Source organism: Microbulbifer sp. MCCC 1A16149, assembly GCF_050368945.1.
Classification (GTDB): Bacteria; Pseudomonadota; Gammaproteobacteria; order Pseudomonadales; family Cellvibrionaceae; genus Microbulbifer.
On sequence record NZ_CP185959.1, the window covers coordinates 4,070,647 to 4,096,397 of the forward strand.

23 protein-coding genes are annotated in these 25,751 nt (G+C 59.3%); 17 read left to right on the forward strand and 6 right to left on the reverse strand.

Annotated features, from left to right (window positions below; genetic code table 11):
* Positions 1 to 74: 74 nt before the first annotated feature.
* Genes ACONT6_RS16840 through ACONT6_RS16850 form a run of 3 tightly spaced genes read left to right on the forward strand, consistent with a single transcriptional unit; the run spans position 75 to position 3,469 of the window.
* Complete coding sequence (locus ACONT6_RS16840; RefSeq protein ID WP_181254883.1) at positions 75 to 950, forward strand: YicC/YloC family endoribonuclease; 876 nt, start codon at positions 75 to 77, stop codon at positions 948 to 950.
* Between the two features lie 7 nt (positions 951 to 957).
* Positions 958 to 2,196 carry a glycosyltransferase gene (locus ACONT6_RS16845; protein ID WP_428819562.1) on the forward strand — a complete coding sequence of 413 codons (1,239 nt, stop codon included), beginning with the start codon at positions 958 to 960 and terminating at the stop codon, positions 2,194 to 2,196.
* Positions 2,162 to 3,469, forward strand: coding sequence for an MFS transporter (locus ACONT6_RS16850; RefSeq protein WP_428819563.1), 1,308 nt, complete (start codon positions 2,162 to 2,164; stop codon positions 3,467 to 3,469). The genes ACONT6_RS16845 and ACONT6_RS16850 overlap by 35 nt, the downstream gene beginning before the upstream one ends.
* A gap of 86 nt (positions 3,470 to 3,555) precedes the next feature.
* Here the strand turns inward: ACONT6_RS16850 and ACONT6_RS16855 are convergent, their stop codons facing one another.
* Positions 3,556 to 4,107: a DUF805 domain-containing protein gene (locus ACONT6_RS16855; RefSeq protein WP_428819564.1), complete on the reverse strand. Its 552-nt coding sequence runs from the start codon at positions 4,105 to 4,107 to the stop codon at positions 3,556 to 3,558.
* Positions 4,108 to 4,567: 460 nt separating this feature from the next.
* Here ACONT6_RS16855 and ACONT6_RS16860 point away from each other — a divergent pair, with 460 nt between their 5' ends.
* Positions 4,568 to 6,655, forward strand: a complete 2,088-nt coding sequence (locus ACONT6_RS16860; RefSeq protein ID WP_428819565.1) for a S8 family peptidase — start codon at positions 4,568 to 4,570, stop codon at positions 6,653 to 6,655.
* A 95-nt stretch (positions 6,656 to 6,750) separates the two neighbouring features.
* Here ACONT6_RS16860 and ahr read toward each other — a convergent pair whose 3' ends face one another.
* Complete coding sequence (gene ahr / locus ACONT6_RS16865; protein ID WP_428819566.1) at positions 6,751 to 7,758, reverse strand: NADPH-dependent aldehyde reductase Ahr; 1,008 nt, start codon at positions 7,756 to 7,758, stop codon at positions 6,751 to 6,753.
* A 145-nt stretch (positions 7,759 to 7,903) separates the two neighbouring features.
* On the opposite strand from ahr, the gene ACONT6_RS16870 reads away from it, so the two are divergent.
* The 5 genes from ACONT6_RS16870 (at position 7,904) to ACONT6_RS16890 (ending at position 13,362) form a co-directional block, all read left to right on the forward strand.
* The gene (locus ACONT6_RS16870) at positions 7,904 to 9,148 is read left to right on the forward strand and encodes a sterol desaturase family protein (RefSeq protein ID WP_428819567.1); all 1,245 of its coding nucleotides are present in this window, start codon (positions 7,904 to 7,906) and stop codon (positions 9,146 to 9,148) included.
* Between the two features lie 239 nt (positions 9,149 to 9,387).
* The gene (gene gmk / locus ACONT6_RS16875) at positions 9,388 to 10,008 is read left to right on the forward strand and encodes a guanylate kinase (protein WP_181254877.1); all 621 of its coding nucleotides are present in this window, start codon (positions 9,388 to 9,390) and stop codon (positions 10,006 to 10,008) included.
* Between the two features lie 205 nt (positions 10,009 to 10,213).
* Positions 10,214 to 10,477, forward strand: coding sequence for a DNA-directed RNA polymerase subunit omega (gene rpoZ / locus ACONT6_RS16880; protein WP_428819568.1), 264 nt, complete (start codon positions 10,214 to 10,216; stop codon positions 10,475 to 10,477).
* A gap of 56 nt (positions 10,478 to 10,533) precedes the next feature.
* Positions 10,534 to 12,651 (forward strand): RelA/SpoT family protein, encoded by a 2,118-nt coding sequence (locus ACONT6_RS16885; RefSeq protein WP_428819569.1) that lies wholly within the window; start codon positions 10,534 to 10,536, stop codon positions 12,649 to 12,651.
* 327 nt (positions 12,652 to 12,978) lie between these two features.
* Positions 12,979 to 13,362, forward strand: a complete 384-nt coding sequence (locus tag ACONT6_RS16890) for a RidA family protein (RefSeq protein WP_181254874.1) — start codon at positions 12,979 to 12,981, stop codon at positions 13,360 to 13,362.
* A gap of 53 nt (positions 13,363 to 13,415) precedes the next feature.
* Here ACONT6_RS16890 and ACONT6_RS16895 read toward each other — a convergent pair whose 3' ends face one another.
* On the reverse strand, positions 13,416 to 14,294 hold the full coding sequence (locus ACONT6_RS16895; RefSeq protein WP_428819570.1) for an NAD-dependent epimerase/dehydratase family protein: 879 nt from the start codon (positions 14,292 to 14,294) through the stop codon (positions 13,416 to 13,418).
* Between the two features lie 215 nt (positions 14,295 to 14,509).
* Positions 14,510 to 14,761 carry a GlsB/YeaQ/YmgE family stress response membrane protein gene (locus ACONT6_RS16900; protein WP_428819571.1) on the reverse strand — a complete coding sequence of 84 codons (252 nt, stop codon included), beginning with the start codon at positions 14,759 to 14,761 and terminating at the stop codon, positions 14,510 to 14,512.
* 236 nt (positions 14,762 to 14,997) lie between these two features.
* On the opposite strand from ACONT6_RS16900, the gene ACONT6_RS16905 reads away from it, so the two are divergent.
* The 4 genes from ACONT6_RS16905 (at position 14,998) to ACONT6_RS16920 (ending at position 19,860) form a co-directional block, all read left to right on the forward strand.
* Entirely contained in the window at positions 14,998 to 15,921 is a 924-nt protein-coding gene (locus ACONT6_RS16905) for a hydrogen peroxide-inducible genes activator (protein WP_078082899.1), read from the forward strand.
* On the forward strand, positions 15,918 to 18,023 hold the full coding sequence (recG, locus tag ACONT6_RS16910; RefSeq protein WP_428819572.1) for an ATP-dependent DNA helicase RecG: 2,106 nt from the start codon (positions 15,918 to 15,920) through the stop codon (positions 18,021 to 18,023). The genes ACONT6_RS16905 and recG overlap by 4 nt, the downstream gene beginning before the upstream one ends.
* A gap of 202 nt (positions 18,024 to 18,225) precedes the next feature.
* Complete coding sequence (locus ACONT6_RS16915) at positions 18,226 to 18,909, forward strand: hypothetical protein (protein ID WP_428819573.1); 684 nt, start codon at positions 18,226 to 18,228, stop codon at positions 18,907 to 18,909.
* A 270-nt stretch (positions 18,910 to 19,179) separates the two neighbouring features.
* Positions 19,180 to 19,860 carry a hypothetical protein gene (locus tag ACONT6_RS16920; protein WP_428819574.1) on the forward strand — a complete coding sequence of 227 codons (681 nt, stop codon included), beginning with the start codon at positions 19,180 to 19,182 and terminating at the stop codon, positions 19,858 to 19,860.
* A 93-nt stretch (positions 19,861 to 19,953) separates the two neighbouring features.
* On the opposite strand, the gene ACONT6_RS16925 is transcribed toward ACONT6_RS16920, so the two are convergent.
* Entirely contained in the window at positions 19,954 to 21,264 is a 1,311-nt protein-coding gene (locus ACONT6_RS16925) for a dicarboxylate/amino acid:cation symporter (protein WP_428819575.1), read from the reverse strand.
* A 185-nt stretch (positions 21,265 to 21,449) separates the two neighbouring features.
* Here ACONT6_RS16925 and ACONT6_RS16930 point away from each other — a divergent pair, with 185 nt between their 5' ends.
* The 4 genes from ACONT6_RS16930 to phoR all read left to right on the forward strand — a co-directional run bounded on the left by ACONT6_RS16930 (position 21,450) and on the right by phoR (position 25,310).
* Positions 21,450 to 22,025 carry a chorismate--pyruvate lyase family protein gene (locus ACONT6_RS16930; protein ID WP_428819576.1) on the forward strand — a complete coding sequence of 192 codons (576 nt, stop codon included), beginning with the start codon at positions 21,450 to 21,452 and terminating at the stop codon, positions 22,023 to 22,025.
* Positions 22,026 to 22,043: 18 nt separating this feature from the next.
* A complete protein-coding gene (gene ubiA / locus ACONT6_RS16935; RefSeq protein WP_428819577.1) occupies positions 22,044 to 22,925 on the forward strand; it encodes a 4-hydroxybenzoate octaprenyltransferase in 882 nt (293 codons plus the stop codon).
* A 131-nt stretch (positions 22,926 to 23,056) separates the two neighbouring features.
* A complete protein-coding gene (gene phoB, locus ACONT6_RS16940; RefSeq protein ID WP_428819578.1) occupies positions 23,057 to 23,761 on the forward strand; it encodes a phosphate regulon transcriptional regulator PhoB in 705 nt (234 codons plus the stop codon).
* Positions 23,762 to 23,996: 235 nt separating this feature from the next.
* Positions 23,997 to 25,310 (forward strand): phosphate regulon sensor histidine kinase PhoR, encoded by a 1,314-nt coding sequence (gene phoR / locus ACONT6_RS16945; RefSeq protein WP_181254864.1) that lies wholly within the window; start codon positions 23,997 to 23,999, stop codon positions 25,308 to 25,310.
* Positions 25,311 to 25,380: 70 nt separating this feature from the next.
* Here phoR and ACONT6_RS16950 read toward each other — a convergent pair whose 3' ends face one another.
* Complete coding sequence (locus ACONT6_RS16950; protein WP_428819579.1) at positions 25,381 to 25,740, reverse strand: hypothetical protein; 360 nt, start codon at positions 25,738 to 25,740, stop codon at positions 25,381 to 25,383.
* Positions 25,741 to 25,751: the final 11 nt, after the last annotated feature.

The following is a 25,751-nucleotide window of genomic DNA, read 5'->3' on the forward strand; positions in this document are numbered from 1 at the left end:
TAAGCACACAATCACCCTGTGCTATGCTTTGCCGCTCTTTTTTCAAGCAGCATTCTTTTCTGGAGCCCGGCAGTATGGCCAAAAACAAAGTGCGCAGCATGACCGCTTTCGGTCGTGCGGAAGTCAACTACTCCACCGGTACCGCCGTATGGGAGATGCGCTCCGTCAACCACCGCTATCTCGAACCTCATTTCCGTCTGCCGGAGGCTGCCCGCGCACTGGAGTCCAAATTGCGTGAAATCCTGCGCAAGACACTCAATCGCGGCAAGGTAGAGATGACCCTCAACCTCAAGGCGAATAGCGGGGAAGTCGCGGGTATAGAAGTCAATCAGGCGCTCGCCGAGCAGCTGGTCAAAGCCGCCGGGCTGGTGGCACCGGCGAGCGACAGCCTGTCGCTGAATCCCCTGGAAATCCTCAAGTGGCCGGGCGTGATTGCCGAACCGGAAACCGACGCGGACGAGCAGGCCAAAGCCATCCTCGATGGCTTCAAGCAGGCGCTGGAACAGGTAGTGGACAACCGCGAGCGCGAGGGTGCAGAACTGGCCGGATTTATCGAAGCGCGACTGATCGGCATCAACGAGCAGGTCACCACCGTACGCGCGTTACTGCCGCAGATCCTGCAGAACCAGCGCGACAAACTGAAAAGCCGGCTGGAAGAATTACTTGAAGAGATCGATAAGGACCGTATCGAACAGGAAATTGCCCTGCTGGCCCAGAAAGCGGACGTAGACGAAGAACTCGACCGCCTGGATGCCCACATCACCGAGACCCGCCGCGTGCTGAAAAACGGCGGCCCCATTGGCCGGCGCCTGGATTTCCTGATGCAGGAATTTAACCGCGAGGCGAATACCCTGTCGTCAAAAGCCGTGGTCACTGACACCACCCAGGCCGCGGTGGAATTGAAGGTGCTGATCGAGCAGATGCGGGAGCAGGTGCAGAACATCGAGTAATTAGCGAATGGCCAGCACCGCGCCCATCAAGCGCGCACTTTTAATCGCCAAGCAGTGGCCAGAACCCACCTCCACCGCTGCCGGTCGTCGCACTCTGGATATTCTGGATCTGCTGGCCGAAGCCGGTTATCAGGTGGAGATTGCGAGTCCGGCACAGCCCACTCCATTCCAGGCGAAGACCGGTTTTGGCGAGCACACGATCGCGGTCAATGACACCAGTTTCGATCAATGGGTAGCTGCGCTAAACCCCGCCCTTGTGATCTACGATCGCTTTATGATGGAAGAGCAGTTCGGCTGGCGGGTGCGCGAGCAGTGTCCGGACGCCGTTACGCTGCTCGACACCAGCGACTTCCACAGCCTGCGCGAGGCGCGTCACCAGGCGCTGAAAACTGGTGAACCGGTTAACCTGTTCAACGCCAGTGCCGAACGCGAAATTGCGGCCATGGCGCGCTGCGATCTCACCGTGATGATTTCCCAGGTCGAAGTAGAGCTGCTCAAACAGCATTTCTGCCTGCCAGAATGGCAATTGCACTATCTGCCATTTCTGGTGCGTGAACTTCCTGATGTTAATAAGCTGCCGGATTTTGACGAACGCGAGCACCTCGTGATGATCGGCGGCTTCAAGCACGCGCCCAACCGCGATGCCACCACGTGGTTTGCACAAACCGTGTGGCCGCGCTTACACACCCTATTACCCGGCGTGGAGTGCCATGTGTACGGCGCCTACTCGGATCACGCCATGCATCGTCTCAGTGACCCGGCAACGGGATTGCGGATTCACGGACGCACTGAAGATGCCCTCGCCACAATTGCCCGCTATCGACTGAACCTGGCACCACTGCGCTTCGGCGCCGGACAAAAAGGCAAGATACTGGAGGGCTGGCTCAGCGGCACACCCACGGTAACCACGCCCGTTGGCGCCGAGTCCATGGCTCCGGAAAATACGTGGGGCTATACGCTCAGCGACAATCCCGATCAGCTTGCTGCAACCATCGCGCGCCTTTACCAAAGTAAATCAGACTGGCTAAACGTGCGCGACGCGGGTATTCGTGCACTTGCCGCAGGATTTTCCTATCAGGACCATGCAGCGAACTTTATCCAGCGGCTGCAGGACATCGCCGAAAATCTGGAGGCGCACCGTAACCGGAATATCTGGGGGCGCATTCTGCGGCGTACCGAGCACCGGGCGGAGGAGTTTATGAGCCGCTGGATTGAAACAAAAAATAAACTCGCGAATAGAGACTAATAAAATTTTTGATCGCGATCGTCATCTATCTTTATTCGCCAACCCTGTAAATTTCATGCGTTTTTTCGGCCCAGTTTCGATTATCGCCGCGGCACAGCTATTAGGCACATCCCTGTGGTTTAGCGCGAACAGTGCTATCGACGATCTGACTTTAAAATGGCAAATATCAGCGACAGATGTTGGCTGGCTGACAAATGCAGTCCAGAGTGGTTTTATTCTGGGCACCCTGACAATCGCACTAGGTGGTATCGCCGATCGTTACCGCGCCAGCAATATTTTCATTCTTAGCGCCTGCGCCGGTGCGCTATTCAACGCCTGTTTTGCTTGGGTGGCGGATGGACTTCATAGCGCACTTTTCTATCGGTTTCTGGTAGGCATATCCCTGGCTGGCATTTATCCCATGGGAATGAAACTGGTAGTAAGCTGGGCACCGGACCGGGCTGGGGCCGCTTTGGCACAACTTGTCGCGATGCTAACGTTGGGAACAGCCCTTCCACACGGGCTGCGGGAAATCGGTGGCGATTTCCCGTGGCAAATCATAATCAGTGCTTCATCATTACTTGCCTTAGTGTCCGCTTTACTCATTTTCCAACTGGGAGATGGGCCACACCTGCGACAATTGACGCAAAATAATTCAAAAGAATTCAGGCGTACCGGGCTTGCCCGACCAGCGGTGCTTGAAGCCTTTCGAGTCCCAAGATTCCGTGCGGCCGCATGGGGCTATTTCGGACATATGTGGGAGCTTTACGCATTCTGGGCCGTAGTTCCACTATTGATTTCTAACACGACGCTAGCTCAACAATATCCACAGCTTGGAGTTTCAGGCTTGTCTTTCTGTATTATCGGGTTTGGCGCTGTTGGGTGTTTGCTTGGAGGATTGCTTTCACGGACGATCGGAAGCAGTCGGGTAGCTGTTGGCGCACTGGCCAGTTCCGGATGTTGTGCGCTCATATTCGTCCTCGTATGGGATACATTGTCGCCCACATGGCTATTTATTTTATTACTACTATGGGGGTCTACCGTAATTGCGGATTCTCCGCAATTCTCCGCCATGTCCGCTAAAGCCTGCCCCCCGGAATTGGTCGGCGCGGCCCTTTCTATTCAGAACTCGTTCGGTTTTGCAATTACGATAATTTCGATAGCCGGGGTCAGTACGCTGTTCGAACTAACCGGCCCTGAATCGGTCTGGATTTTACTGCCGGGTCCGGCACTGGGTTTGCTCGGGTTTTGGCTTACATTACGATCTAATACAACAAGTATCGAAAAAATGTAACAGGCTCTGGGGATTGATATCTGTTTCTCGCAACTCAACAAGCCGCCCAATCGGGCGGCTTTTTAGTTGTTCTGAAACCAGATTTTTTACTGCGCTGCCTGCTGCGCTCGCTCTACGTACTCCTGATAAGCCGGCAGTGCTATCACCATTAGCGTACCCACATAGGCAAAACTCAATAGCAGGCTCAAGGCAAATGCGATAAACACACCAATCCCATTGCTAGTGGGTTTATCACCAAACCCATTGCGACGTTTACTACCCGGAAAAAAAACCAGAAAAACCATCAACAGCAAGTTCAGTATCGGCAGTGCCATCAGAAAAGACCACCAACCGGACTTATCCAGGTCGTGCAAACGGCGCACATTCAGCGAAAGTCCGTAAACGGTGATACAGATAAAAAATGCACCGTATACGTACAGACTTGCTGACAGATCTACCGGAAGCAACATCGCCGCCGCGATACCGGCAACAAACATCAACAAAATCGAAGACAGCACCAGATAGGAAAAATAGCGCATCCTCCCGATACGGCCATTGAAGGAAAACAGCGGTGGCTGGCTGAAGGTTTCCGCTGTCGCGCTGTCCAGGTCAGAAGTTTTCGGAGAGGCGTAGGGATCCTCAGCTATAGAACTGGTCATAGAAAATCCTTGTATGGCGGCTCGCGTTCAGCGATCCACTCGTCGTTATCGGTATCGTTTATCTTTTGAAAACCTCACCGCAGTGTGAGCTCTCCCCGCCGACAATTATCCCCGCACCAATCAGGTGCAACAAGCCGGCAACGTATTCCACGATTTTTTCACGGAAAAATGGGCTTCGCTCAAATCATCCGATTATTGAGATCAACTTCACGCGGCTTTTGTAATGGGTGACAAACGTACCAATTAGATCCTAATTTTGGCGCGTATTACAAAGAGTTGTCCCCGTTTTTACTTGGGGGGGCAATTCACCTCCTCGTTAAACAAAGGCCTTAGGAGAAATCCCCACAACAAAATTGTGGGGCCGTTTCCGGGGGAAGCGCTGCACTGGGGTAACGCAGCGCGATCGCGGCGGAAGCACCCATTTCTGCCGACAAAAATAATCAAGGAGAAATTCGCAACAATGAAATTATCAGCATTATTCAAACGAGGTCCGAGTACCGTACTCGGCGCGGCGACGCTGATCGCCAGCGCCACTATCGGTATCAGCTTTACGGCACAGGCGGTGGAGCCCGAGCTGTCCTCTATGGCGGTAGCGCCGGATGAAGTGATAACGGATCGGATCATCGTCAAATACAAAAGCACGATGGCCGGCGCCAATGCCTCAGCCATGTCGCAAACGGCGATCGATCGCCTGACACAGACCGCAGGTCATCGCTTCAAGCATATGCGCCGTCTTGCTACCGGTGCGCAGCTGATGAAGCTGGAAAAGCGCGCGAGCAAAGCAGAACTCGATGCAATCGTTGCACGCTTGCAGCAGGATCCGCAGGTAGACTACGCCGAGCCAGATCGCCTGATGCAGCCCATGGCCACCCCCAACGATACTAACTACAGCCAGCAGTGGCATTACTTTGAATCCACCGGCGGGCTGAACCTGCCCTCTGCATGGGATATCACCCAGGGTGAAGGCGTAGTGGTAGGCGTGATCGATACCGGTTACCGCCCACACGCGGACCTGAACGCGAATATCCTGCCCGGCTACGACATGATCTCGGACACCACCGTGGCCCAGGACGGCAATGGCCGCGACTCCGATGCCAGCGACCCTGGCGACTGGTCTCCGGCCGGTGCCTGTGGCGCAGGCCAGCCCGCGCGCAACAGCAGCTGGCACGGCACCCATGTGGCCGGCACCATCGCTGCGGTAACCAACAACGGTAGCGGTGTGGCCGGTGTTGCCTACAAGGCGAAGGTCGTGCCGATCCGTGTACTCGGTCGCTGTGGCGGTTACACCTCGGATATTGCCGATGGCATCATCTGGGGCGCCGGCGGCAACGTGAGCGGCGTACCGTCCAACCCCAACCCGGCACAGGTTCTGAACCTCAGCCTCGGTGGCGGCGGCAGCTGTGACAATACCACCCAGAACGCGATCAATACCGCGCGCAGCCTGGGCACTACCGTGGTGGTCGCTGCGGGTAACTCCAACGCCAATGCGGCGAACTACAGCCCGGCAAGCTGTTCCGGCGTAGTGACCGTGGCCTCTACCAACCGCGCCGGCAGCCGCGCCTACTACTCCAACTACGGCAGTGTGGTGGATGTGGCAGCCCCGGGCGGCGAGACCTCGACCAATTCGAATGGTGTACTGTCGACCCTTAACAGCGGTACCCAGGGACCGGGTAGTGACAACTACGCCTTCTACCAGGGCACCAGTATGGCGGCACCCCATGTTGCCGGTGCGGCAGCACTGCTGTACGCGGTAGACAGCGGCATTACCCCGACCGAAGTGGAAACTGTCCTGAAAAACACTGCCCGCAGCTTCCCCGGCTCCTGTAGCCAGTGCGGTACCGGCATTGTGGATGCGACAGCAGCGGTGAATGCGGCCAATGGCGGCGGCAACCCGGATCCAGACCCGGAGCCCGGTGACGGTGTGTTGACCAACGGTGTTACCGAAACCGGACTGTCCGCCAGTACTGGCGGTGAACTGCGCTACACCCTGGAAGTCCCCGCAGGTGCATCCAACCTGAGCTTCCAGATTTCCGGTGGCAGCGGTGATGCAGACCTCTACGTACGCTACGGCAGCCAGCCCACCACCTCCACCTACGATTGCCGTCCCTACCTGAACGGCAACAATGAAACCTGCTCCATCAGCAATGTTCAGGCCGGCACCTATCACGTGATGGTGCGCGCCTACAGCAGCTTCTCCAGCGTCAGCCTGGTCGGTAGCTTTGATGAAGGTAGCAGCGGAGGCGGTGCCACTGGCTGGACGGAAACCAACGTGACCGGCAGCAGCGGCAGCTGGCAGCACTTTACTCTCGACGTGAACAGCGGCATGTCTTCCCTGGAAGTACTGATGTCCGGCGGCAGTGGTGATGGCGATCTGTATGTGCGCTACGGCTCACAGCCCACTACCAGCAGCTATGACTGCCGCCCGTATCGCTGGGGCAACGACGAGAGCTGCAGTATCAGCAACCCGCAGGCGGGCACCTGGTATATCAGCATTCGCGGATACAACAGCTATGCGGGCGTGACCCTGCAGGCCGAAGCCGCACCCTAACCGATAGACGCTCTCTCAAATCGCAAGACCCCAACCTTGCTTGGCCGGCATTCGCCGGCCTTTTTTATGCGCGGCTTTCCCGCTTACCTGTCCGGTTACTTGCCCGCCTCCAGCACGATGCGATAGCGCGCCTCGCCGCTCTCGAGTCGCGCGAACGCTTCATTCACCTTGCTCATGGGGAAGTGCTCCACTTTCGGCGCGATATTGTGGCGCGCGGCAAATTCCAGCATGTCGGCGATGGTGGCGGGACTGCCCACCGGCGAACCGGAAACCTCGCGCTGGGCCATCAGCAGGTTGAACACATTGAGATCCAGTGGCTCGGTGGTGGCGCCGACAAAGTGCAGGCGACCACGGGGTTTGAGGGTGGTGAGGTAAGTGTTCCAATCCAGCTTGACGTTGACCGTAGAGATGATCAGGTCGAACTGCCCCGCTGCGGCCTTGAGCGCTTCCGGGTCGCGACTGTTCAGGGTGTGGTGGGCACCGAGCTCCAGCGCTTCATCGCGCTTGCTATCGCTGGAAGTGAAAGCGGTGACATCACAGCCCCAGGCGTTCAGGAACTGCAGCGCCAGGTGACCCAGCCCGCCGATGCCGATCACCGCCACGCGGCTGCTGGGTTTGATACCGAACTGCACCAGCGGGTTGTACACAGTGATGCCGGCACAGAACAGGGGGCCGACCACCGCCGGATCCAGGCCGTCTGGCACCGGCACCACGCTCGCCGCGCTCGCCCTCACCTTGTCGGCAAAGCCACCGTGATGACCGATGATGGTGGGCTGGGCCTGGGCACAGAGGTTCTGGTGGCCGGTATCGCATTCGCCGCAGTGCCCGCAGTAGCCCGAATGCCAGCCCAACCCCACGCGCTGACCCTGTTTCAGGTGGGTCACCCCATCGCCCAGGGCAACGACATGCCCGACTACCTCGTGCCCGGGGACCACCGGAAATGCAGTCATACCCCACTCGTCGTTCACCACACTCACATCGCTGTGGCAGAGGCCACAGTATTCCACCGCAATCTCTACCTGCCCGTGCTCCAGGGCACCCGGGTCATAACTGAACGGCTTGAGTTCCGCGCCGGCGGACTCGGCGGCATAGGCGTTGATCATATTGGCTCCCGTTTATTGGGTTATTGACGAAAAATGCTCACGGATTTCGGAATCCGGTCTCTGGGGACATTGTTCACTTTCGCGGCTGTGGCAACATTACCCTCGAGGTTAGAACAAAAATAGTTAGACAACTTCCGAGGTGCCCGTGGGTCTTGTCACTGCTGCCATCCCCTTCTTTCTGCTCGCTGTACTGCTGGAGCTCGCGCTGGATCGCTGGCGCGGCTGGGGTCTTTACCGCCTGAACGATGCCATTGGCAGCCTCGCCGCCGGGGTGATGAGCCGGATCCTCGGGTTGATACGAGTAGGTATCCTGCTGCTCATTTACGTGCCGCTGTACCAGTGGCTGGAGCCCACTTACCAGGCCCTCGGTATCCAGTGGTCCCTCGAGAATCCCTGGCACCTGCTGCTGGCGGTGATCGCCTACGACTTCTGCTACTACTGGAATCACCGTTTCAGCCACGAAATTAATATCTTCTGGGCCGAGCACCTGGTGCATCACCAGAGCGAGGACTACAACCTGACCACGGCACTGCGCCAGTCCACCGATGTGGTTCCCCTGGGCTGGATTTTCTACCTGCCGCTGCTGCTCATCGGTATGCCCTGGGAGATTCTGGTGACCGCAGGGGCCATCGACCTGATCTACCAGTTCTGGGTCCACACCCAGAAGTTCCCCAAGGTGCGCTGGATGGAGTGGTTCCTGGTCACCCCCTCCAACCACCGGGTGCACCACGCCCAGAACAAGGTCTATGTGGACCGCAATTACGGCGGTGTGCTGATCATCTGGGATCGCCTGTTCGGCACCTATCAGGAGGAGCTGGACACCGAACCCTGTATCTACGGAGTGCGCAAACCGCTGAATACCTTCGACCCCCTGGCGGCCAACTTGCAGCACTACAAACGCATGTGGCTGGATGCCGTGTTCACCAAAAGCTGGAAGGAAAAGCTCACCCTATGGTTCCGCGCCACCGGCTACCGCCCGGCAGATGCAGAAGCGGCGATGCCGGTTCCCAGTGGTGACCTGGACAATTTCCAGCGATTTGACCCTGAAATCCCCCGCGCTCAGGGCTGGTACGCGCTGATACAGCATCTGGTTTACTCCGGCGCCGCACTGGCACTGATGGCCAGCGCCCAGCAGCTGGAATACGCCACAACGGCATTGATGGTACTGATGCTGGTAATCGGCCTGGTGGTAAACGGCCGCATCCTGGACGGCGAGCCGCGCGGCAAACTCTGGGAGCTGGGCCGGCTGGCGCTACTGGCGGCAAGCCTGCCGCTGCTGCCGGCGGCAATATGGCTGCCAGTGACCGGCTACTGCCTTGCCAGCGGCGCCGTGTGGTGGTGGTTGGTTTTTAACAATAAAGACGATACAGTCACTGCCGTTCGCAATTAGCAACAGGAATCCGCAGTAGCCCTCCGCCTTCCCCAAAGGCGAAGCGGTTGAGATTCCGCAGGCACCCCCGACCGGCTTCGGGAGACCCGCCGCTCCGCGGCAGATATTCCGGAAAAGCCCAACACTTTGCCCCCAGCACCGGTCGGGGGACAGCCTGTTTACGGTTCGCACGTCACCGCTGGCTTTCGCTATAATCCCCGCCCATCATTCCAATCACCACCACTGCAGCAAGGTTCGCCGTGTCCACAGGTACTTTATATACGGTCTCCGCGCCCTCCGGCGCTGGCAAAACCAGTCTCGTCAAAGCGCTGATCGAGGCGGATAGCGGAGTTACCGTGTCCGTATCCCACACCACCCGGCCCATGCGCCCCGGTGAGATTGAAGGCATCAACTATCATTTTGTGGATCGCGATGAGTTCGTGGAGATGCTGGGGCAGAGCGCGTTTCTGGAACACGCTCAGGTGTTTGACAACTTTTACGGCACATCCAAGGCGTGGGTCGAGGAAACCCTCGCCAGCGGACGTGATGTGATCCTGGAGATCGACTGGCAGGGCGCCGAACAGGTACGCAAGCAGATGCCCGAGACGGTGGGGATCTTTATCCTGCCGCCGTCCCAGCAGGCACTGCTCGAGCGTCTGACCGGCCGTGGCCAGGACGACCAGGCGGTGATCGACAAGCGCATGGCACAGGCGATCGACGAGATGTCCCACTATGTCGAGACCGACTACCTGATCATCAACGACGATTTCGCCACCGCGCTTGCCGAACTGCGTGCCATCATGGTGGCCGAGCGCCAGCGGCTCGGGCGCCAGCAGGAGATGCACGGGGCTCTGTTGCAGTCACTGTTGCGACAGCAATAAGCCATCCAAGCAACTTGAGCTTGCCGCGAAGAAACCCAATAAAACCGGGGATTGTGCGCAATCAACCCACTGATCGATTTGCGTACACCGCGCGGTCCGGTAGAATAGTCACACTAGGTCCGTCCGCGGCAATGGCCAGCCGGTCGGACAACAGAATTTGCCCATCTCGCCCGGCCGGGCGAACCCACACTGGAACTGAAATTTTATGGCACGTATTACCGTTGAAGATTGCCTCGACCACGTAGATAACCGTTTTGAGCTGGTTATCGTTGGCAGCAAGCGCGCCCGCCAGATCGCTACCGGCGGCCGCGACCCGATGGTTGCAGAAGAGAATGACAAGCCCACCGTGATCGCCCTGCGCGAAATCGAAGAAGGCTTTGTAGACGCCAGCATCCTCGACGAGCCGGAAGAAGAGCCGGTAAGACACGCCGCGCCGGCGCCGGTATTCCTGTCCGAACAGGATATGTAATCCCGATTGATCGAACGATGCAGGAATTGCTGGAAATTTAAGAGGCGAGCGCGGCTTTGCACACCATAGACAGTCTGGCCCATCGCCTCTCGTCCTATCTTCCCTCCGACCAGATTCAGTTCGTCCGCCGCGCCTACTTCTATGCGGAGCAGGCGCACGAAGGCCAGAAACGGCGTTCCGGCGAACCCTATATCACCCACCCCCTCGCGGTTGCCACCATCCTGGCGGGCATGCACATGGATGCCCAGAGCCTGGCCGCGGCCATGCTCCACGACGTGATCGAAGACACCGGCATTCCCAAGGCCGCGCTGGCGGAGCAATTCGGGGATGAGATTGCCGATCTGGTGGACGGGGTCTCCAAGCTGACCCAGTTCGAGACCGACAGCCCCGCGGAAAAGCAGGCGGAAAACTTCCAGAAAATGGCCCTAGCCATGGCGCGGGATATCCGTGTCATCCTGGTCAAGCTGGCCGACCGCCTGCACAACATGCGCACCCTCGGTTCACTGAAGCCGGAAAAGCGCGCGCGCATTGCCCGCGAGACACTCGAGATCTACGCCCCCATCGCCAACCGCCTGGGCATGAACGATGTGCGGATCGAATTCGAGGACCGCGCCTTCTTTGCCATCTACCCCCTGCGCGCCAGCCGTTTGCGCGCAGCCCTGGTGGCCGCCCGCGGCAACCGCAAGGAGCTGCTGGAGAAAATCCAGAACGCCATCGAGCTGCGCCTGGAGCGGGAAAAAATCGATGCGCTGGTGATCGGCCGCGAAAAGCACCTGTTCAGCATTTACCAGAAGATGCGCTCGAAGAAGAAGTCGTTCCGGGAAATCATGGACGTCTACGCCTTCCGCATCATCGTCGACAGCGTGGACACCTGTTACCGGACTTTCGGGGTTATCCACAACCTGTACAAGCCGGTGATCAGCGAGTTCAAGGACTATATCGCGATCCCCAAGTCCAACGGTTACCAGTCGCTGCACACGGTACTGCTGGGCATGCACGGGGTGCCCATCGAGGTGCAGATCCGCACCAAGGAAATGGACGAGATGGCCAACAGCGGCATCGCCGCACACTGGCTGTACAAGTCCTCCGGTGACGAGGTCCTGAATACCGGCGGTACCAGCCAGGTGCGCGCGCGCCGCTGGGTGCAGGGGCTGCTGGAAATGCAGCAACGGGCCGGCGACTCGCTGGAATTTATCGAGAACGTAAAAATCGACCTGTTCCCGGACGAGGTCTACGTGTTTACGCCCAAGGGCAAGATCATCGATCTGCCCGCCGGCGCTACCGCGGTGGATTTCGCCTATTCGGTACACACCGATGTGGGTAATTCCTGTGTGGCGGTGCGCATCAACCAGCGCCTGGCGCCACTGTCGCAACCGCTGGAAAGCGGCCAGAAGGTGGAAATCCTCACCAGCAAGAACGTGCAGCCAAATCCGAACTGGCTCAATTTTGTGGTAACAGCCAAAGCGCGCAGCGCCATCCGTCACTACCTGAAGCATCAGCGTCACCACGATTCCATTGAGCTGGGCCGGCGTTTGCTGGAAAAGGCGCTGGTGAAGTTCCGCCTGAAGATCAGCGAACTTTCCGAGGAGCAGATCGCGCGCGGTGTGCGTGAGGCGAGGTGCGATAGTTTCGATAATCTGCTGGAAGAAATCGGACTGGGGAACCGCGCGGCGTTTTCTGCAGCCAAGCTGCTGATTCCGCCGGGCACCATGGAAACCGAGGCCAGCAGTATTTCCTCTCCCCTGACCATCGATGCCCAGGAGGGCATGATGATCAGTTTTGCGCGCTGCTGCCGCCCCATTCCGGGCGATACGATCATGGGTCATATCAGTTCGGGCAAGGGCGTTGTGGTGCACCGGGATACCTGTCGCAACGCGGCGGAACTACGCGAGCATCCGGAGAATATTATGGCGGTGGCCTGGTCGCCGGATGTGAAGGGTGAGTTCCTTGGCGATGTGCGGGTAGAGGTAGAGTCTGAACGCGGCATCATCGCCCGTTTGGCAACACGCATCACGGAAGAGGGCGCGAGTATCGAACAGATCCACGTGGACGAGAAAGACGCTCAGCACAGTGTGATTGCGCTGACCCTGGAAGTAGCCAACCGGGTGCACCTCGCCCAGGTGATGAAACGGCTGCGCAACCTGCCTGCAGTGATCAAGATCGCGCGTCCCTGAGTAGCACTTGCTTTTGGCGGGTTTGACTGGGGCCGACCCAGTGCCGATGCCCATCCGCCAAACAGCCTCGTCGGCGAACGTTTGTCGGATGGGCATCGGCACTGAGCCTCCGAGCTAGCTTCGGGCATTTCTGTTTCTGCGGATAGTTATTGCGACAGCAGACGGAAAACGGGTGGGGTTTTGCGCTTATTTTCCCGGAATGTGGACAGGTTCCGCATATCATCAATCTGCCTGCAGCACCGCTCCCCAAACCCCATAAAGCGCGCTATATTCTCCCGCTTTCTTTTTCAGCAAGCAGGCCTTGTCAGGCCGGGAGAGAAGTAACCAATGCCCAATCGCGCCGTGATAAAAACAGATAAGGCACCGGCCGCAATCGGCAGCTATTCGCAAGCCGTCAAGGTCGACAACACCATCTACCTGTCCGGCCAGATCCCCCTGGTACCGGAAACCATGGAGCTAATCTCTGACGATTTCAGGGAGCAGGCTGTACAGGTGTTCAAGAACCTGAAAGCGGTGTGTGAGGCCGGCAACGGGACGCTCGACAGTATCGTGAAGCTGAACCTTTACCTCACCGACCTCAGCAACTTCGCTACCGTCAACGAAGTCATGGAAGAGGTGTTTACCAAGCCGTTCCCCGCGCGCGCGGCAGTAGGCGTGAGCGAGCTGCCCAAGGGCGCCCAGTTCGAAGCCGAAGCGGTGATGGTGATCTGACAGCGGCTTGAAGGAGATCGCGCCGCTGCGAACGAGCGGCGCGGTTATCGAATTCAGTCGTTTTCCAGCAGGGTGCTGTAGCCGGCACGGTAGTCGGGATACAGCATTTCATAGCCGCTATCCAGCATGCGCTTGTTGCTCATTTTCTTCGAGCGGCGTTCGCTGGTGGCCACTTCCTCGCGCAGGTGTGCACTGGTATATCCCATGGATTTTGCCAGCCAGCTCTGCAACTCGTACATGGGTACCGGCGTGCAGTCGGCACCGATATAAAGCTTCTCCAGTGCCATGCCGGTTTTCTGTCCCTCGATCAGATGGGCCAGGAATCCCACGGCATCGTCCACATGGATACGGTTGCTGAATTGCGGCGGTGAGGGCGGTGCGCAACGACCGGCGCGTACCTGGGATAACAGTCGATCGCGGCCGGGGCCGTAGATACCCGCAAATCGCACGACACAGGTTTCTGTGGGCGCAGTCTGGGCAATTTTTTCCGCGGCGAGCAGGGCTTCTCCCTGAAAACTGCCGGGCAGAGGTTGAGAGCGTTCGTCCAGCCAGTGGTCACCACTCTGGCCGTACACCCGGGTCGAAGAAATCCACAGCACCAGGCGCGGGGGCTTTTCCATTTCGGCGAGGGCGTCGCGCAGGGTTGTGGCAGTTTCCACATAGGCGCGCTGATAGGCTTGGGGAGTGCTCGCGCCCGGAGTGAAAGTAGCGATGACAATATCCGCACCATTGTTCAGGTGACGACGGATATCTTCAGGCTTGGTGGCATCGCCGCGGCGCCAGTTGACCACATCGGCGCGGCGCTTACGTGCCAGTGCCTGCAGCGGGTTACGCCGCACGCCAAACACATCGTATGCCTTGCGATCCAACTTCAATGCCAGACGAGTCCCCAGATCGCCACAACCGAAGATCCAGACTTTTTCCTTTGCCATAACCGCTCGAATCAACCCCCGGTGCCAAATTCCGGCCCCACAATACACGATGCCAGAGTAGAAGCGGCACCGCATTTAAATAGTTTTTATGAATTTGCGTAATAAATCAGTCGGCAAAAGCCTTTATAACCTGTTTGCCAACGACAAACTGTGAACAGGGCCCACAGCATCCTGTGGGCCCTGCACGCATTTTCAATGAATGTGATCAGGTGACGTCAGCGGGACTTCACCATGCGGAAAATGAACAGCAAAATAACTGCCCCCACTACCGCGGTGATAATACTGCCCAGAGACAGGCCACCGGTTGTGCCGAGGCCGACAAAGCTGCCGACCCAGCCGCCGATGAAAGCGCCGATGATGCCGATCACCATGGTGACAATCCAGCCACCCGGATCCGGGCCGGGCATGATCCATTTGGCCAGGGCGCCTGCGATCAGGCCCAAGATAATCCAAGACAAGATTCCCATAGAGCGTTTCTCCGCTTTGTGTGTATTGAACACTTGCCCTTACACGTATAGCAAAAAAAGCGCCACGCCACCGAACAAGACAGCATGTTAATAGCAACTTTTACTAACCATAAGACCTGTTAATAGCATTTTTTTCTAGATTGAGACATTTACCCACCTCGTCTGCAGTTTTGCTGGCCGCACGGGGGCATTTATGAATAAACTCTATCGCAAAGTTTTATCTGATTGCGTTTACCATGACATTGAATGAATTGCGCTACATCGTCACCCTGGCTCAGGAACAGCATTTCGGGCGCGCCGCGGAGCGCTGCTTTGTGAGTCAGCCGACGTTGTCCATCGCCGTCAAGAAACTGGAAAAGGAACTGGGTGTAGCGCTGTTCGAGCGCTCCAAAACCCGGGTTCAGGCCACGCCGCTGGGGGAACGCATCGTGGCCCAGGCGCAGCTGGTGCTGGAGCAGTCGGCGGCGATCAAGGATATTGCCAGCGCCGGCAAGGACCAGCTCAGCAGTCCGCTGTCGGTGGGTGCAATTTTTACCATCGGTCCCTATCTTTTCCCGCACTTCATCCCGCAGCTGCAACAGCTGGCACCGCAGATGCCGCTGTTCGTTGAAGAAGGCTACACCTCCACACTGCGTGCACGCCTGCGCAAGGGTGAACTGGACGCGGTGATTATTGCGCTGCCGTTTACCGAGCCGGATGTGGTGACCCAGCCGCTGTACGATGAGCCCTTCGTGGTGCTGATGCCCTCGGACCATCCCCTGGCCAAGTTCGACGCGCTGTCTCCGGAGCAGCTGTGTGAGGACAACGTGCTGCTGCTTGGTGAAGGCCACTGTTTCCGCGATCAGGTCCTGGAGGCCTGTCCGCAGCTGCAACAGTCAATCGAGAAGGAATCCGGCAACGGACATATCCGCACCGCCGCGGATGGCAGCTCCCTCGAAACCCTGCGCCATATGGTTGCCTCGCGTCTCGGCATCACCGTGTTGCCGCTGTCGGCGGCGGCCGCCTCCCAGTACGCTACCGGTGTACTGGTGACCCGCCCGTTTGTGGCGCCGGCCCCGCAACGCACCGTGGCCCTGGCCTGGCGCGCCAGCTTTCCGCGACACCGCGCCATCGATATGCTGCGCGATGCCATCAATCAGTGCCAATTGAAGAGTCCGTGAATCGACCGCAGAAACCGCTGGCCGAAATCCCGGTGACTGCCCTGAAAGGGGTGGGCGCCAAGCTGGCGGAAACCCTCGCCAAACTGCACATCAGCTCCCTCCAGGATCTGCTGTTCCACCTGCCCGCACGCTACCAGGACCGCACCCGCGTGGTGCCCCTGGCGGGACTCCGTCCCGGTATGGATGCGGTAATCGAGGGCGAGGTACGCGCCGCCGACGTGGTATTCGGCCGCCGCCGCAGCCTCGCGGTGCGCCTGCAGGACACCACCGGCAGCGTCATGCTGCGCTTTTTCCACTTCACTGCCGCGCAGAAAAGTCGTCTGACGCCAGGCACCCGGGTGCGCTGTTACGGCGAGGCCCGCCGGGGCAGTGCGGGCGTGGAACTTTATCACCCGGAAACCGAGATTCTGGGGGAAGATATTTCTCCTGCTGCGGAGACCCTGACGCCCATTTACCCGCTGACCGAAGGCCTGGGCCAGGGCCGCCTGCGCGCGCTGATCGGCCAGGGGCTCGATTGGCTGGCCGAGGGCACTGTCACCGAACTGCTGCCTGCACAGCTGCTGCCAAGCACCCTGCAGATGCCTCTGGCGGGCGCACTGATGTACCTGCACCAGCCACCCGCCGACGCCGACCTGGAACAACTGGGGGAGGGCCAGCATCCGGCCCAGCAACGCCTGGCGCTGGAGGAGCTGCTCGCCCACCATCTTAGCCTGCTGGAACTGCGGCGCACCGCCTCCCGTGTCGCGGCTCCACCGCTTGCGCACAACGCTGCGCTGGAGCGGGACTTTAGCGCCCGCCTGCCGTTCAGCCCCACCAATGCACAGCAAAGAGTGGGCAAGGAAATCGCGGCAGATCTCGCGGGGTCCCGCCCGATGATGCGTCTTCTGCAGGGCGATGTGGGCGCAGGCAAAACCCTGGTCGCGGCTCGGGCAGCGCTGCAGGCCATCGGCGCCGGATACCAGTGCGCGGTCATGGCCCCCACGGAAATCCTCGCCGAACAACACCGCATCAATTTCTGCGGCTGGCTGGAGCCCCTCGGTATCACCGTGGCCTGGCTTACCGGCAGCATGAAAGCCGCGGAGCGCCGCGCGCAGCTGGCGGCGATCGAAAGCGGCGATGCCCAGCTGGTAGTGGGTACTCACGCACTGTTCCAGGAGGGTGTGACCTTCCACCGGCTGGCGCTGGTGATCATCGACGAACAGCACCGTTTCGGTGTGCGCCAGCGGCTGCAGCTGCGCGAGAAGGGCGCGGCGGAGGGCTCTGATGAAGGCCAACAGCGCACCCAGCCACACCAGCTGATCATGACCGCGACGCCGATCCCACGCACCCTGGCCATGTCTGCATTTGCCGACCTCGACTGTTCGGTGATCGACGAATTACCTCCCGGGCGTCAGCCCATCAACACCGTGGCCATTTCCAACGAGCGCCGTTTCGACGTGATGGAACGGGTACAGGGGGCGGTGGCCGATGGGCGTCAGGCCTACTGGGTATGCACCCTGATCGAGGAGTCGGAAACCCTGCAAGCACAGGCGGCAGAGTCCACTGCTGAGGAGCTGGCAGAAACCCTCGATGGTGTAAGGGTGGCGCTGGTGCACGGGCGCATGAAGCCCGACGCCAAGGACCTGGTAATGAAAGCTTTCAAGGCCGGCGAGGTCGACCTGCTGGTGGCCACCACGGTGATCGAGGTGGGAGTCGATGTCCCCAACGCCAGCCTGATGATCATCGAGAACCCCGAACGGCTCGGCCTCGCCCAACTGCACCAGCTGCGAGGGCGCGTCGGCAGGGGCAGTATCGCCAGCCACTGTGTGCTGATGTACAGCACGCCGCTGTCCGCCAACGGTCGCGCGCGCCTGCAGGCACTGCGCAGCCATGCAGATGGCTTCGCCATCGCCGAGGAGGACCTGCGCCTGCGGGGCCCGGGGGAGATTCTCGGCACCCGTCAGACCGGTGAGATTCAGCACCGCATCGCCGACCTGCAGCGGGACGCGCACCTGTTGCCCCAGGTACAGAAAATCGCTGCAGCGCCACAACTGGGCGAAGATGCCCGCGCCGCTCTGGTGCGCCGCTGGCTGCACAACAAACCCCGCTTCGCCGAGGCCTAGGCGACTCGCACACCCCACCCGTGGAATCCAACGCACAAAATGCGAACTGGCACCCGCCCTGTTCGTGCGCCACTCGATAGCCAGACCGATTAGTCATTTTCGGTCACCAATAATTTTGCACTCCTGTGCCAGCAGTGGCAGCCTCAGTAAAAAGGGCTTACCCGGCCCACCAACTCCCGACCACCAGTACGGGAAATACCGGATGATCCACTTGCACACATATATCAAGCGCTCTGCAGCCACGATCGCTCTGCTAATCGGCAGCCCCGCGTGGGGACAAGGTTTTTTTGGTGGCGGCGACGAGCCCACACCGCATATCACCATTGCCCACACCAAAGTCGCCGCGGAAATTCCCACTCCACTCCAAGGCAACGATTTCGATGCGCTACTCGCCCAGGCCACATCCAGTGAAGGTCTCAGCGATGTGCGCAAAAAAGCCATTGGCATCTTCAGCGAACAGCTGCGCTTCAAGCTGGATTCTGCGCTGCGCGAATTCTTTGCCGACGAAGAAGTGGCACTGATTACCGACAACAATTCCCTCACCCTGCACAACAGCGTCGACATTTCCGTGGTCAAGCAGCTCAGCGGTCTCAAAAACCGCGGCGACTTCGAGGTGGAGAAGGGTAATCTGAGTGCCAGCGGCGACTACCATTTCAGTCTGAACACACCGAGCGGCCTGGTGCTGAAACAAAAACGGGTGGATATCGCCGGCCTCAACGTGAAAGGTAAATACCAGATCAAAACCCCTCTGGGAGCCGGTGAAGCCGAAGACAATACCGAGGAGCAGCTGCAGAAAATGGTCGACGTACTGGTGGCACGTATCATCGACCGTATCGAAGACGACCTGGAAGCAGACAGCCTGCGTGAACTCGCCAAAGGGGGCTGATCAAGCCCCCGCTTCAATTCCCCGCCACCTCTCTAGCGCCTCCCAATCCCTACCGACCAACTGCCCCTACTGTAACTTGCAAATTCCCGCCGAGACCCCGCGCACAAAACCGACTACTACTGACGCACAAGTCACGAAAATTTTTTGCTCTCCGCACCGATAAGTGGCAGCCTGTGATGGTTATCGCATAAATAAAGAGCGAATCCATTCGCCGATTTACAAATAGCAAATAGCTTCCCGGCATAAAAATCAAAACAGGGAGAGAGATGCATGAGAACCCAAGGACTCCGCAGGTTGGCGCTCGCCAGTCTGTTCACTATCGGCCTGTCCGCGCCGGCCGCTGCCCAGAATGGCTTCTGGGGCGGTGACACAACCACCCCCAGCCTGGTTATTGCCCCCACGGATATCCGGATAGACGTGCCCATGCCCGGCTCTAGTGGCAACCTGCAACTGATGCTGGCCCAGGCTGGTAAAGGCGGCGGTCTTGCCGAGCTCAAACAACAGGCGGTACGCAAATACACCCAGCACCTGCACAGCGAGCTCGCGCGCGAGCTGTACGAGTACCTCGAGGACGAAGAAGTCCCGCTGGTTAAGGAAGAGGGCGTATTGAGCCTGCAAAATGCCCTGAATCTGCGGGTCATCAAGCATCTCAGTGCCATGACGCCGAAAAAGGATTACGACCTGGAAAAGGGCGATATGGCCCTCTCCGGTGAGTTTCGCTACATCCTGAAAAACCGCAGCGGTACCGCTTTGCGCGAGCAGCGCATCGACATCGGTGAACTCGACATTTCCAGTAAATACATGGTGCGCACCTACCACGACGGACGCACAGGGGAAGACAGTACCGAGGAAGCCATCAAGGACGCCCTCAGCGAACTGGCAGAAGAACTGGTGGAGTCCATGGAGGACAACCTGGAGGCAGATGAACTGCGGGATATGGCAGCGCTTTAATTCCGGGTTTTCCAGGCCACAAACAGAAAGGGCGAGCCGCACCGCGACTCGCCCTTTTTTATTTAAGCCCTGGCGAACTCTTCCCGAGAGGCCTCACGATGTCGCGGTGCCGTCCCGGCCGGCCGCGACCACACTGTTGTAGTTGTCATCGTTGAACGTGCTCTCATTCAGCGCACCCTCACTCTTCGCCACAATGGTGCTCACCACGGAATCACCGGTGATGTTCACCGCCGTGCGCACCATGTCCAGCAGGCGATCCACACCCATCACAATGGCAATACCCTCAAGCGGCAGGCCAACCTGCTGCAGCACCATCGCCAGCATGATCAGGCCAACTCCGGGCACACCGGCGGTGCCGATGGATGCGAGGGTGGCGGTCAGGATGACCGTCAGGTAACCCATCAGGCCGATATCGATCCCGTACAGCTGGGAAATAAATACCGTCGCCACCCCCTGCATGATCGCAGTGCCATCCATATTGATGGTTGCACCAAGAGGTACGGTAAACGAGGCCACCTTGTTATCCACACCCAGACGCTTTTCCACCGTCTGCAGGGTAACCGGGATAGTGGCCGCGGAAGATGCGGTACTGAAGGCGAACACCATCGCCGGGCGCATTTTCTTGATCAGCTTCAGCGGACTCAGGCCCGAAAGCAGCTTCAGCAGCAATGGATAGACCCCGAGCGCATGCAGCAACAGCGCCAGCAACACCACGCCGAAGTATTTCGCCAGCTGTGGAATCGCATCAAAGCCGAGCTGCGCAATCTTGGTTGCGAGCAGGGCAAACACACCGTAAGGCGCAAACACCATCAGTACCCCGACCATGCGCAGGATGACTTCGTTGAGGTCGTTGAAGAAGCCGGCGATACGCTGTCCCGGCTTGCCGCTGCGGGAAATCGCGTAACCCATCAACAGGGCAAACACGATGATCTGCAGCATATTGCCTTTGGCCATCGCATCCACCGGGTTGGTCGGGAAGATGTTGACGATCACTTCAGACAGCGACGGCGACGCCTTGGGTTCAAAGCTCGCATCTCCGGCCAGGTGTTCCATGCCGACCCCCGGCTGGATCGCCAGCGCCAGCACCAGCGCGAGGGTGATCGCTGCTGCGGTAGTCAGCAGGTACAGCAGCAGGGTCTTGCCGGCGAGTACCCCCACACGGCTGCCTTCAGACAGCGCACAGGCACCGCAGATCAGGGATACCAGTACCAGCGGCACCACCATCAACTTCAGCGAGGCGATGAAAATCCGTCCGACGATATCGAACAGGCCATTGGTCAGGTAGTTGTTGATAAAACCGGTTATCCCGGGCCCCAGCACCTGGCTGGTATTGAGAAGATTGCTTATCAGGCCAACCGCGATCCCCGCAATCATGGCCAGAACGATTTTTTTGGTAAGCCCCATGGTCCGTCCTGTTACTTCGGCGATCGCCGATTATTTATTGTCGATAAAAATTCAGCACACTCATACAAAGTGCGGCAAACAGACCGCCACTATATCGGCAGGCTGAAAGCGGAGCAAAATCTGGACCATTTCCCCAGGCCGTCGGTCGGTTACAATGGCGCTTTTGAGCTTGCGCGGAGTCAGCGTTGTTCCACTCCCCCTTTGAAGCCATCGGTGACTGGCACCCACAGCCCCTCGAGAGCCTGCACGGACACACGCCTCCGGAGCACCTGCTGCCGTGGCTGCTGCACCCCGGCTCACTCACCGCTGCGCTCAAACTGTTGAGCAACGGTGAGTTTAGCGTGCAGATCCTGAGTCAGGGCTGGCAGCAGCCACAACTGGAGGAGCGCCGCGCCCTCAACCTGCGCGAGAGGACCCGCGCTCTGGTGCGCGAAGTGCTGCTCTACGGCAGCGACGAGCAGCCCTGGGTATACGCCCGCAGTGTGCTCCCCGAACGCACCCTGGCGGGCAAATCCCGCTACCTGCGCAGCCTGGACAACCGCCCCCTGGGGGAACTTCTGTTCAGCCAACCGGATATTCGCCGCGGTCCCATCGTGCTCAATCGTCTGGCGCGCAACCCGCGCAGCCAGCAGCCCGAGCTGGACTCGCTGGAGAACACCGCCTGGGGCCGCCGCTCCACCTTCTGGCTGCACGATAAACCCCTGCTGGTTGCAGAGACTTTCCTGAGCAGTTTCAATCCCCACAAACCGCCCATGACCTGAATAACGGACGAGAAACCCATGATCAGCCAACAGATCCAGCAGCGCTGGCCCGCCGCCCTCCCGTACTGGCAGCTCGCCCGCCTGGACAGGCCCATCGGCTCCCTGCTGCTTCTGTGGCCCACCTGGTGGGCACTGTGGATTGCCGCCGCGGGCTGGCCCGGTATCCATCTGTTTGCGGTGTTCACCCTCGGGGTCATCCTGACCCGCGCGGCGGGATGTGCGGTCAACGACTTTGCAGACCGCAACATCGACGGTCATGTAAAGCGCACCAATCAGCGCCCCCTGGCCACCGGGGCTGCGACGCCCAAAGGGGCGCTGCTGCTGTTTGCCGGCCTGATGCTACTGGCCTTCCTGCTGGTACTCACTACCAACAAGCTCACCATTTTGCTGTCATTACCTGCACTCGCGCTGGCGTTCTGCTATCCATTTGCCAAGCGCTATACCCACCTGCCGCAGGTGGTGCTGGGGGCGGCGTTCAGTATGGGGATTCCGATGGCGTTTGCCGCGGCCACCAATGAGGTACCGGCGGTCGCCTGGCTGCTCTTCACCGCCAACCTGCTGTGGACCGTGGCCTACGATACGTTTTACGCCATGGTGGATCGGGACGATGACCTCAAGATCGGGGTGAAATCCACGGCGATCCTGTTCGGCGATATGGACAAGGTGATGACCGCCAGCCTGCAGGTGATGGTGGTGCTGGCGCTACTGATGCTGGGTAGCCGGGCGGAATTGGGTGCACTCTACTACTGCGGAGTGGCAGCGGCGGCGGGACTCTTCGGCTACCAGCAATGGCTGGTGCAGAATCGGGAACGGGACAACTGCTTCAAGGCATTTTTGAATAACAACTGGGTCGGCGCAGCGGTGTTTTCCGGGATTTTTCTCCATTTTCTGGTCAATTGAACCCGGTGTTTTCCTGCAGATTCGTGATCGTTGGGCACTTGTCATATATTTGTCATTAAAGTGACGTTAAATGGCCACTCTAAGGAATGTCAGTTGGATGACACACTCATCAGTTAGGGTACGGCAGGCAGATGCACAACAAAACGATTCTCATAGTCGACGACGAGGCCCCGGTACGGGACATGCTGCGAATTGCCCTGGAGATGGCGGATTACCGCTGTCTCGAGGCGGAAAATGCCCAGGCGGCACACGCGCTGGTCATCGATGAGAAGCCGGACCTGATCCTGCTCGACTGGATGCTGCCGGATGTCTCCGGGGTGGAACTGGCGCGGCGCCTGAAGCGGGATGAACTGACCTCTTCGCTGCCGATCATCATGCTGACGGCGAAGGGCGAGGAGGATCACAAGATCAAGGCGTTGGAGACGGGTGCAGATGATTACATCACCAAGCCGTTTTCTCCGCGCGAACTGGTGGCGCGCCTGAAGGCGGTATTGCGCCGGGCGGGCCCGAGTACCCCGGAGGAGCCGCTGACCGCCGGCGGTCTGGTGTTGGACCCGATCAGCCACCGCGTGACGATCAATGGCAATCCGGTGGAGATGGGGCCGACGGAGTTTCGTCTGCTGACCTTCTTCCTGTCTCACCAAGAGCGCGCCTATACCCGCACCCAGTTGCTGGACCACGTGTGGGGTGGCAATGTGTATGTGGAGGAGCGCACCGTGGATGTACACATCCGCCGCCTGCGCAAGGCGCTGACCATCGATGGCCACGAGCGCTATATCCAGACTGTACGCGGCACCGGCTACCGCTTTTCTGTACAGACCGTGGAAAGGGTGTAATCCTACCGTCCTGGAAGAATTTGGGCTTCCAATGTGAATGCCCGGTGGCGGCGGAGCACCGGGTGCGGGATTTCAGGACCGCTGTGAATACGTCCCTGTACGCTTCATCGGCAACATCCCTGTCGCCAACGATCCTGAAACCCCGCACCCGGCGCTCCGCCTTCGCTTAGAGTCCTGCGCATTACCGATTTCAGTATTGCTCCGACTCCCCACTCAAAAAGATGGCCCAACCATCATGCTCGATCGCAGTATTGGCGAGTTCTCGCGTTTTATCGTCATCGCCCTCGGCACCACCATTTTCGGTTTTTCTACCGGCCACTGGTGGCTGGCGCTCTGTGCCGGCCTCTCTGTCTACCTGTTCTGGCTACTGTGGCAGCAGAGTCAGTTCGACCGCTGGCTGTCCAACGGACGACGCGGCCCCGCGCCCACCAGTTTCGGTGTGTGGGGCGATATCTCCGACGATTTTTACCGGCTGCAACGCCGCCATCGCAAAGAAAAGCAGAAGCTGCACTCGATGCTGCGCCGGGTACAGGACAGTACCAGTGCACTGCGCGAGGGCATTGTGGCGCTCGAGGACGAGGGCAACCTGGCCTGGTGGAACCCGGCGGCGGGCGAGATGCTGCGTCTGCAGGGGGACGATGCCGGACAGCCGCTGGTCAACTTTGTCCGCGATCCGCGTTTTGTGGAGCACATGTACCAGCGCATGCTGGAGCAGAACAACAAGACCCAGGAGCCGATCACACTGCCGGCACCGGGGGATGATTCCCGAATCCTGCAAATGGAAGTCACCCGCTTCGGCCAGGACGAGGCGCTGGTGATCGTGCGCGATGTGACCCGGCTGCACAATCTCGAGCAGATGCGGCGGGATTTTGTGGCGAATGTTTCCCACGAGTTGCGCACACCGCTGACGGTGATCGCCGGTTACCTGGAGACTCTTCAGGCCAGTGGCCAGGCACCGCGCAACTGGGAGCGGCCGCTGGGGCAGATGAGTGAACAGACGGTGCGCATGACCAGTCTGGTGAACGATCTGTTGCTGCTGGCGCGGCTGGAGACTTCGGAGCGCGACAGCGGTCGCGACCGGGTGTCGCCGCGGGAGCTGATGGAGCGGGTGGCAAGTGAGGCGCGCTCGCTGAGTGGTGAGCGCCATGAAATTTCGGTGCACTGCGACGAGGACTGCACGATTACCGGCGACGCCGGCGAGCTGCACAGTGCCTTTGCCAATCTGGCATTCAACGCGGTGAAGTACAGCCCCGATGGCGGGCCTATCGAGCTGCGCTGGAAAGTGGATTCCGCGGGCGGTCATTTTTCGGTGAAGGATTCCGGTATCGGGATAGACCCGTTGCATATCCCGCGCCTAACCGAGCGCTTCTACCGGGTAGATGCCGGCCGCTCCCGCGAGAGCGGTGGCACCGGGCTAGGGCTCGCCATCGTCAAGCACGTGCTGCTGCGCCACAGCGCGAATATGAGCGTAACCAGTGTGCCCGGTCGCGGCAGCACCTTTACCCTGAATTTTCCCAAGCAGAAGCTGACCCTCGCCAGCTCCGCCTGAGCGCGCACGGATAAAGTACTTCGAATAAAAAATAGCGGGCGGGGAAACGCGGAGAAAACCGCCGAAAGCGTTACTCCAGCTCTTGCAGGGGGCGCTCCTCGCCACCCACGCGGTAATGCACCACATCTTCCTTGGCCACGGGCGCAGCGCTTCTCTGCACGGTGATATGCACCAGCTTGCGCGCGCTGTCGCGGATCAACAGGTGCTCGCGACCTTCGTCATCCACCGGCAGGTTGCGCTCGCCGATCAGCCCATCGCGCAGGGCGCGCAGCTGGGGCACATCGCGATAGCGGTCCAGATCCTTGGACAGTTTGCGCTTCATACGCTCGGACTCGTGCAGCGCGGCAGCGGCCTCACGGTATTTGCCAAAGAAAAAAACCGCGGCAATAGCAGCAATAATGGCGAGGGTAGTTTCAAACCACGGGGGCATAGTGCACTCCT

Excerpts from the sequence above, each read along its gene's own strand:
- ACONT6_RS16840 (WP_181254883.1), top strand. The coding sequence starts at position 75 with ATGGCCAAAAACAAAGTGCGCAGCATGACCGCTTTCGGTCGTGCGGAA.
- ACONT6_RS16845 (WP_428819562.1), top strand. The coding sequence starts at position 958 with ATGGCCAGCACCGCGCCCATCAAGCGCGCACTTTTAATCGCCAAGCAG.
- ACONT6_RS16855 (WP_428819564.1), bottom strand. The coding sequence starts at position 4,107 with ATGACCAGTTCTATAGCTGAGGATCCCTACGCCTCTCCGAAAACTTCT.
- ACONT6_RS16860 (WP_428819565.1), top strand. The coding sequence starts at position 4,568 with ATGAAATTATCAGCATTATTCAAACGAGGTCCGAGTACCGTACTCGGC.
- ahr (WP_428819566.1), bottom strand. The coding sequence starts at position 7,758 with ATGATCAACGCCTATGCCGCCGAGTCCGCCGGCGCGGAACTCAAGCCG.
- rpoZ (WP_428819568.1), top strand. The coding sequence starts at position 10,214 with ATGGCACGTATTACCGTTGAAGATTGCCTCGACCACGTAGATAACCGT.
- ACONT6_RS16890 (WP_181254874.1), top strand. The coding sequence starts at position 12,979 with ATGCCCAATCGCGCCGTGATAAAAACAGATAAGGCACCGGCCGCAATC.
- ACONT6_RS16895 (WP_428819570.1), bottom strand. The coding sequence starts at position 14,294 with ATGGCAAAGGAAAAAGTCTGGATCTTCGGTTGTGGCGATCTGGGGACT.
- ACONT6_RS16900 (WP_428819571.1), bottom strand. The coding sequence starts at position 14,761 with ATGGGAATCTTGTCTTGGATTATCTTGGGCCTGATCGCAGGCGCCCTG.
- ACONT6_RS16905 (WP_078082899.1), top strand. The coding sequence starts at position 14,998 with ATGACATTGAATGAATTGCGCTACATCGTCACCCTGGCTCAGGAACAG.
- ACONT6_RS16915 (WP_428819573.1), top strand. The coding sequence starts at position 18,226 with ATGATCCACTTGCACACATATATCAAGCGCTCTGCAGCCACGATCGCT.
- ACONT6_RS16920 (WP_428819574.1), top strand. The coding sequence starts at position 19,180 with ATGAGAACCCAAGGACTCCGCAGGTTGGCGCTCGCCAGTCTGTTCACT.
- ACONT6_RS16925 (WP_428819575.1), bottom strand. The coding sequence starts at position 21,264 with ATGGGGCTTACCAAAAAAATCGTTCTGGCCATGATTGCGGGGATCGCG.
- ubiA (WP_428819577.1), top strand. The coding sequence starts at position 22,044 with ATGATCAGCCAACAGATCCAGCAGCGCTGGCCCGCCGCCCTCCCGTAC.
- phoB (WP_428819578.1), top strand. The coding sequence starts at position 23,057 with ATGCACAACAAAACGATTCTCATAGTCGACGACGAGGCCCCGGTACGG.
- phoR (WP_181254864.1), top strand. The coding sequence starts at position 23,997 with ATGCTCGATCGCAGTATTGGCGAGTTCTCGCGTTTTATCGTCATCGCC.
- ACONT6_RS16950 (WP_428819579.1), bottom strand. The coding sequence starts at position 25,740 with ATGCCCCCGTGGTTTGAAACTACCCTCGCCATTATTGCTGCTATTGCC.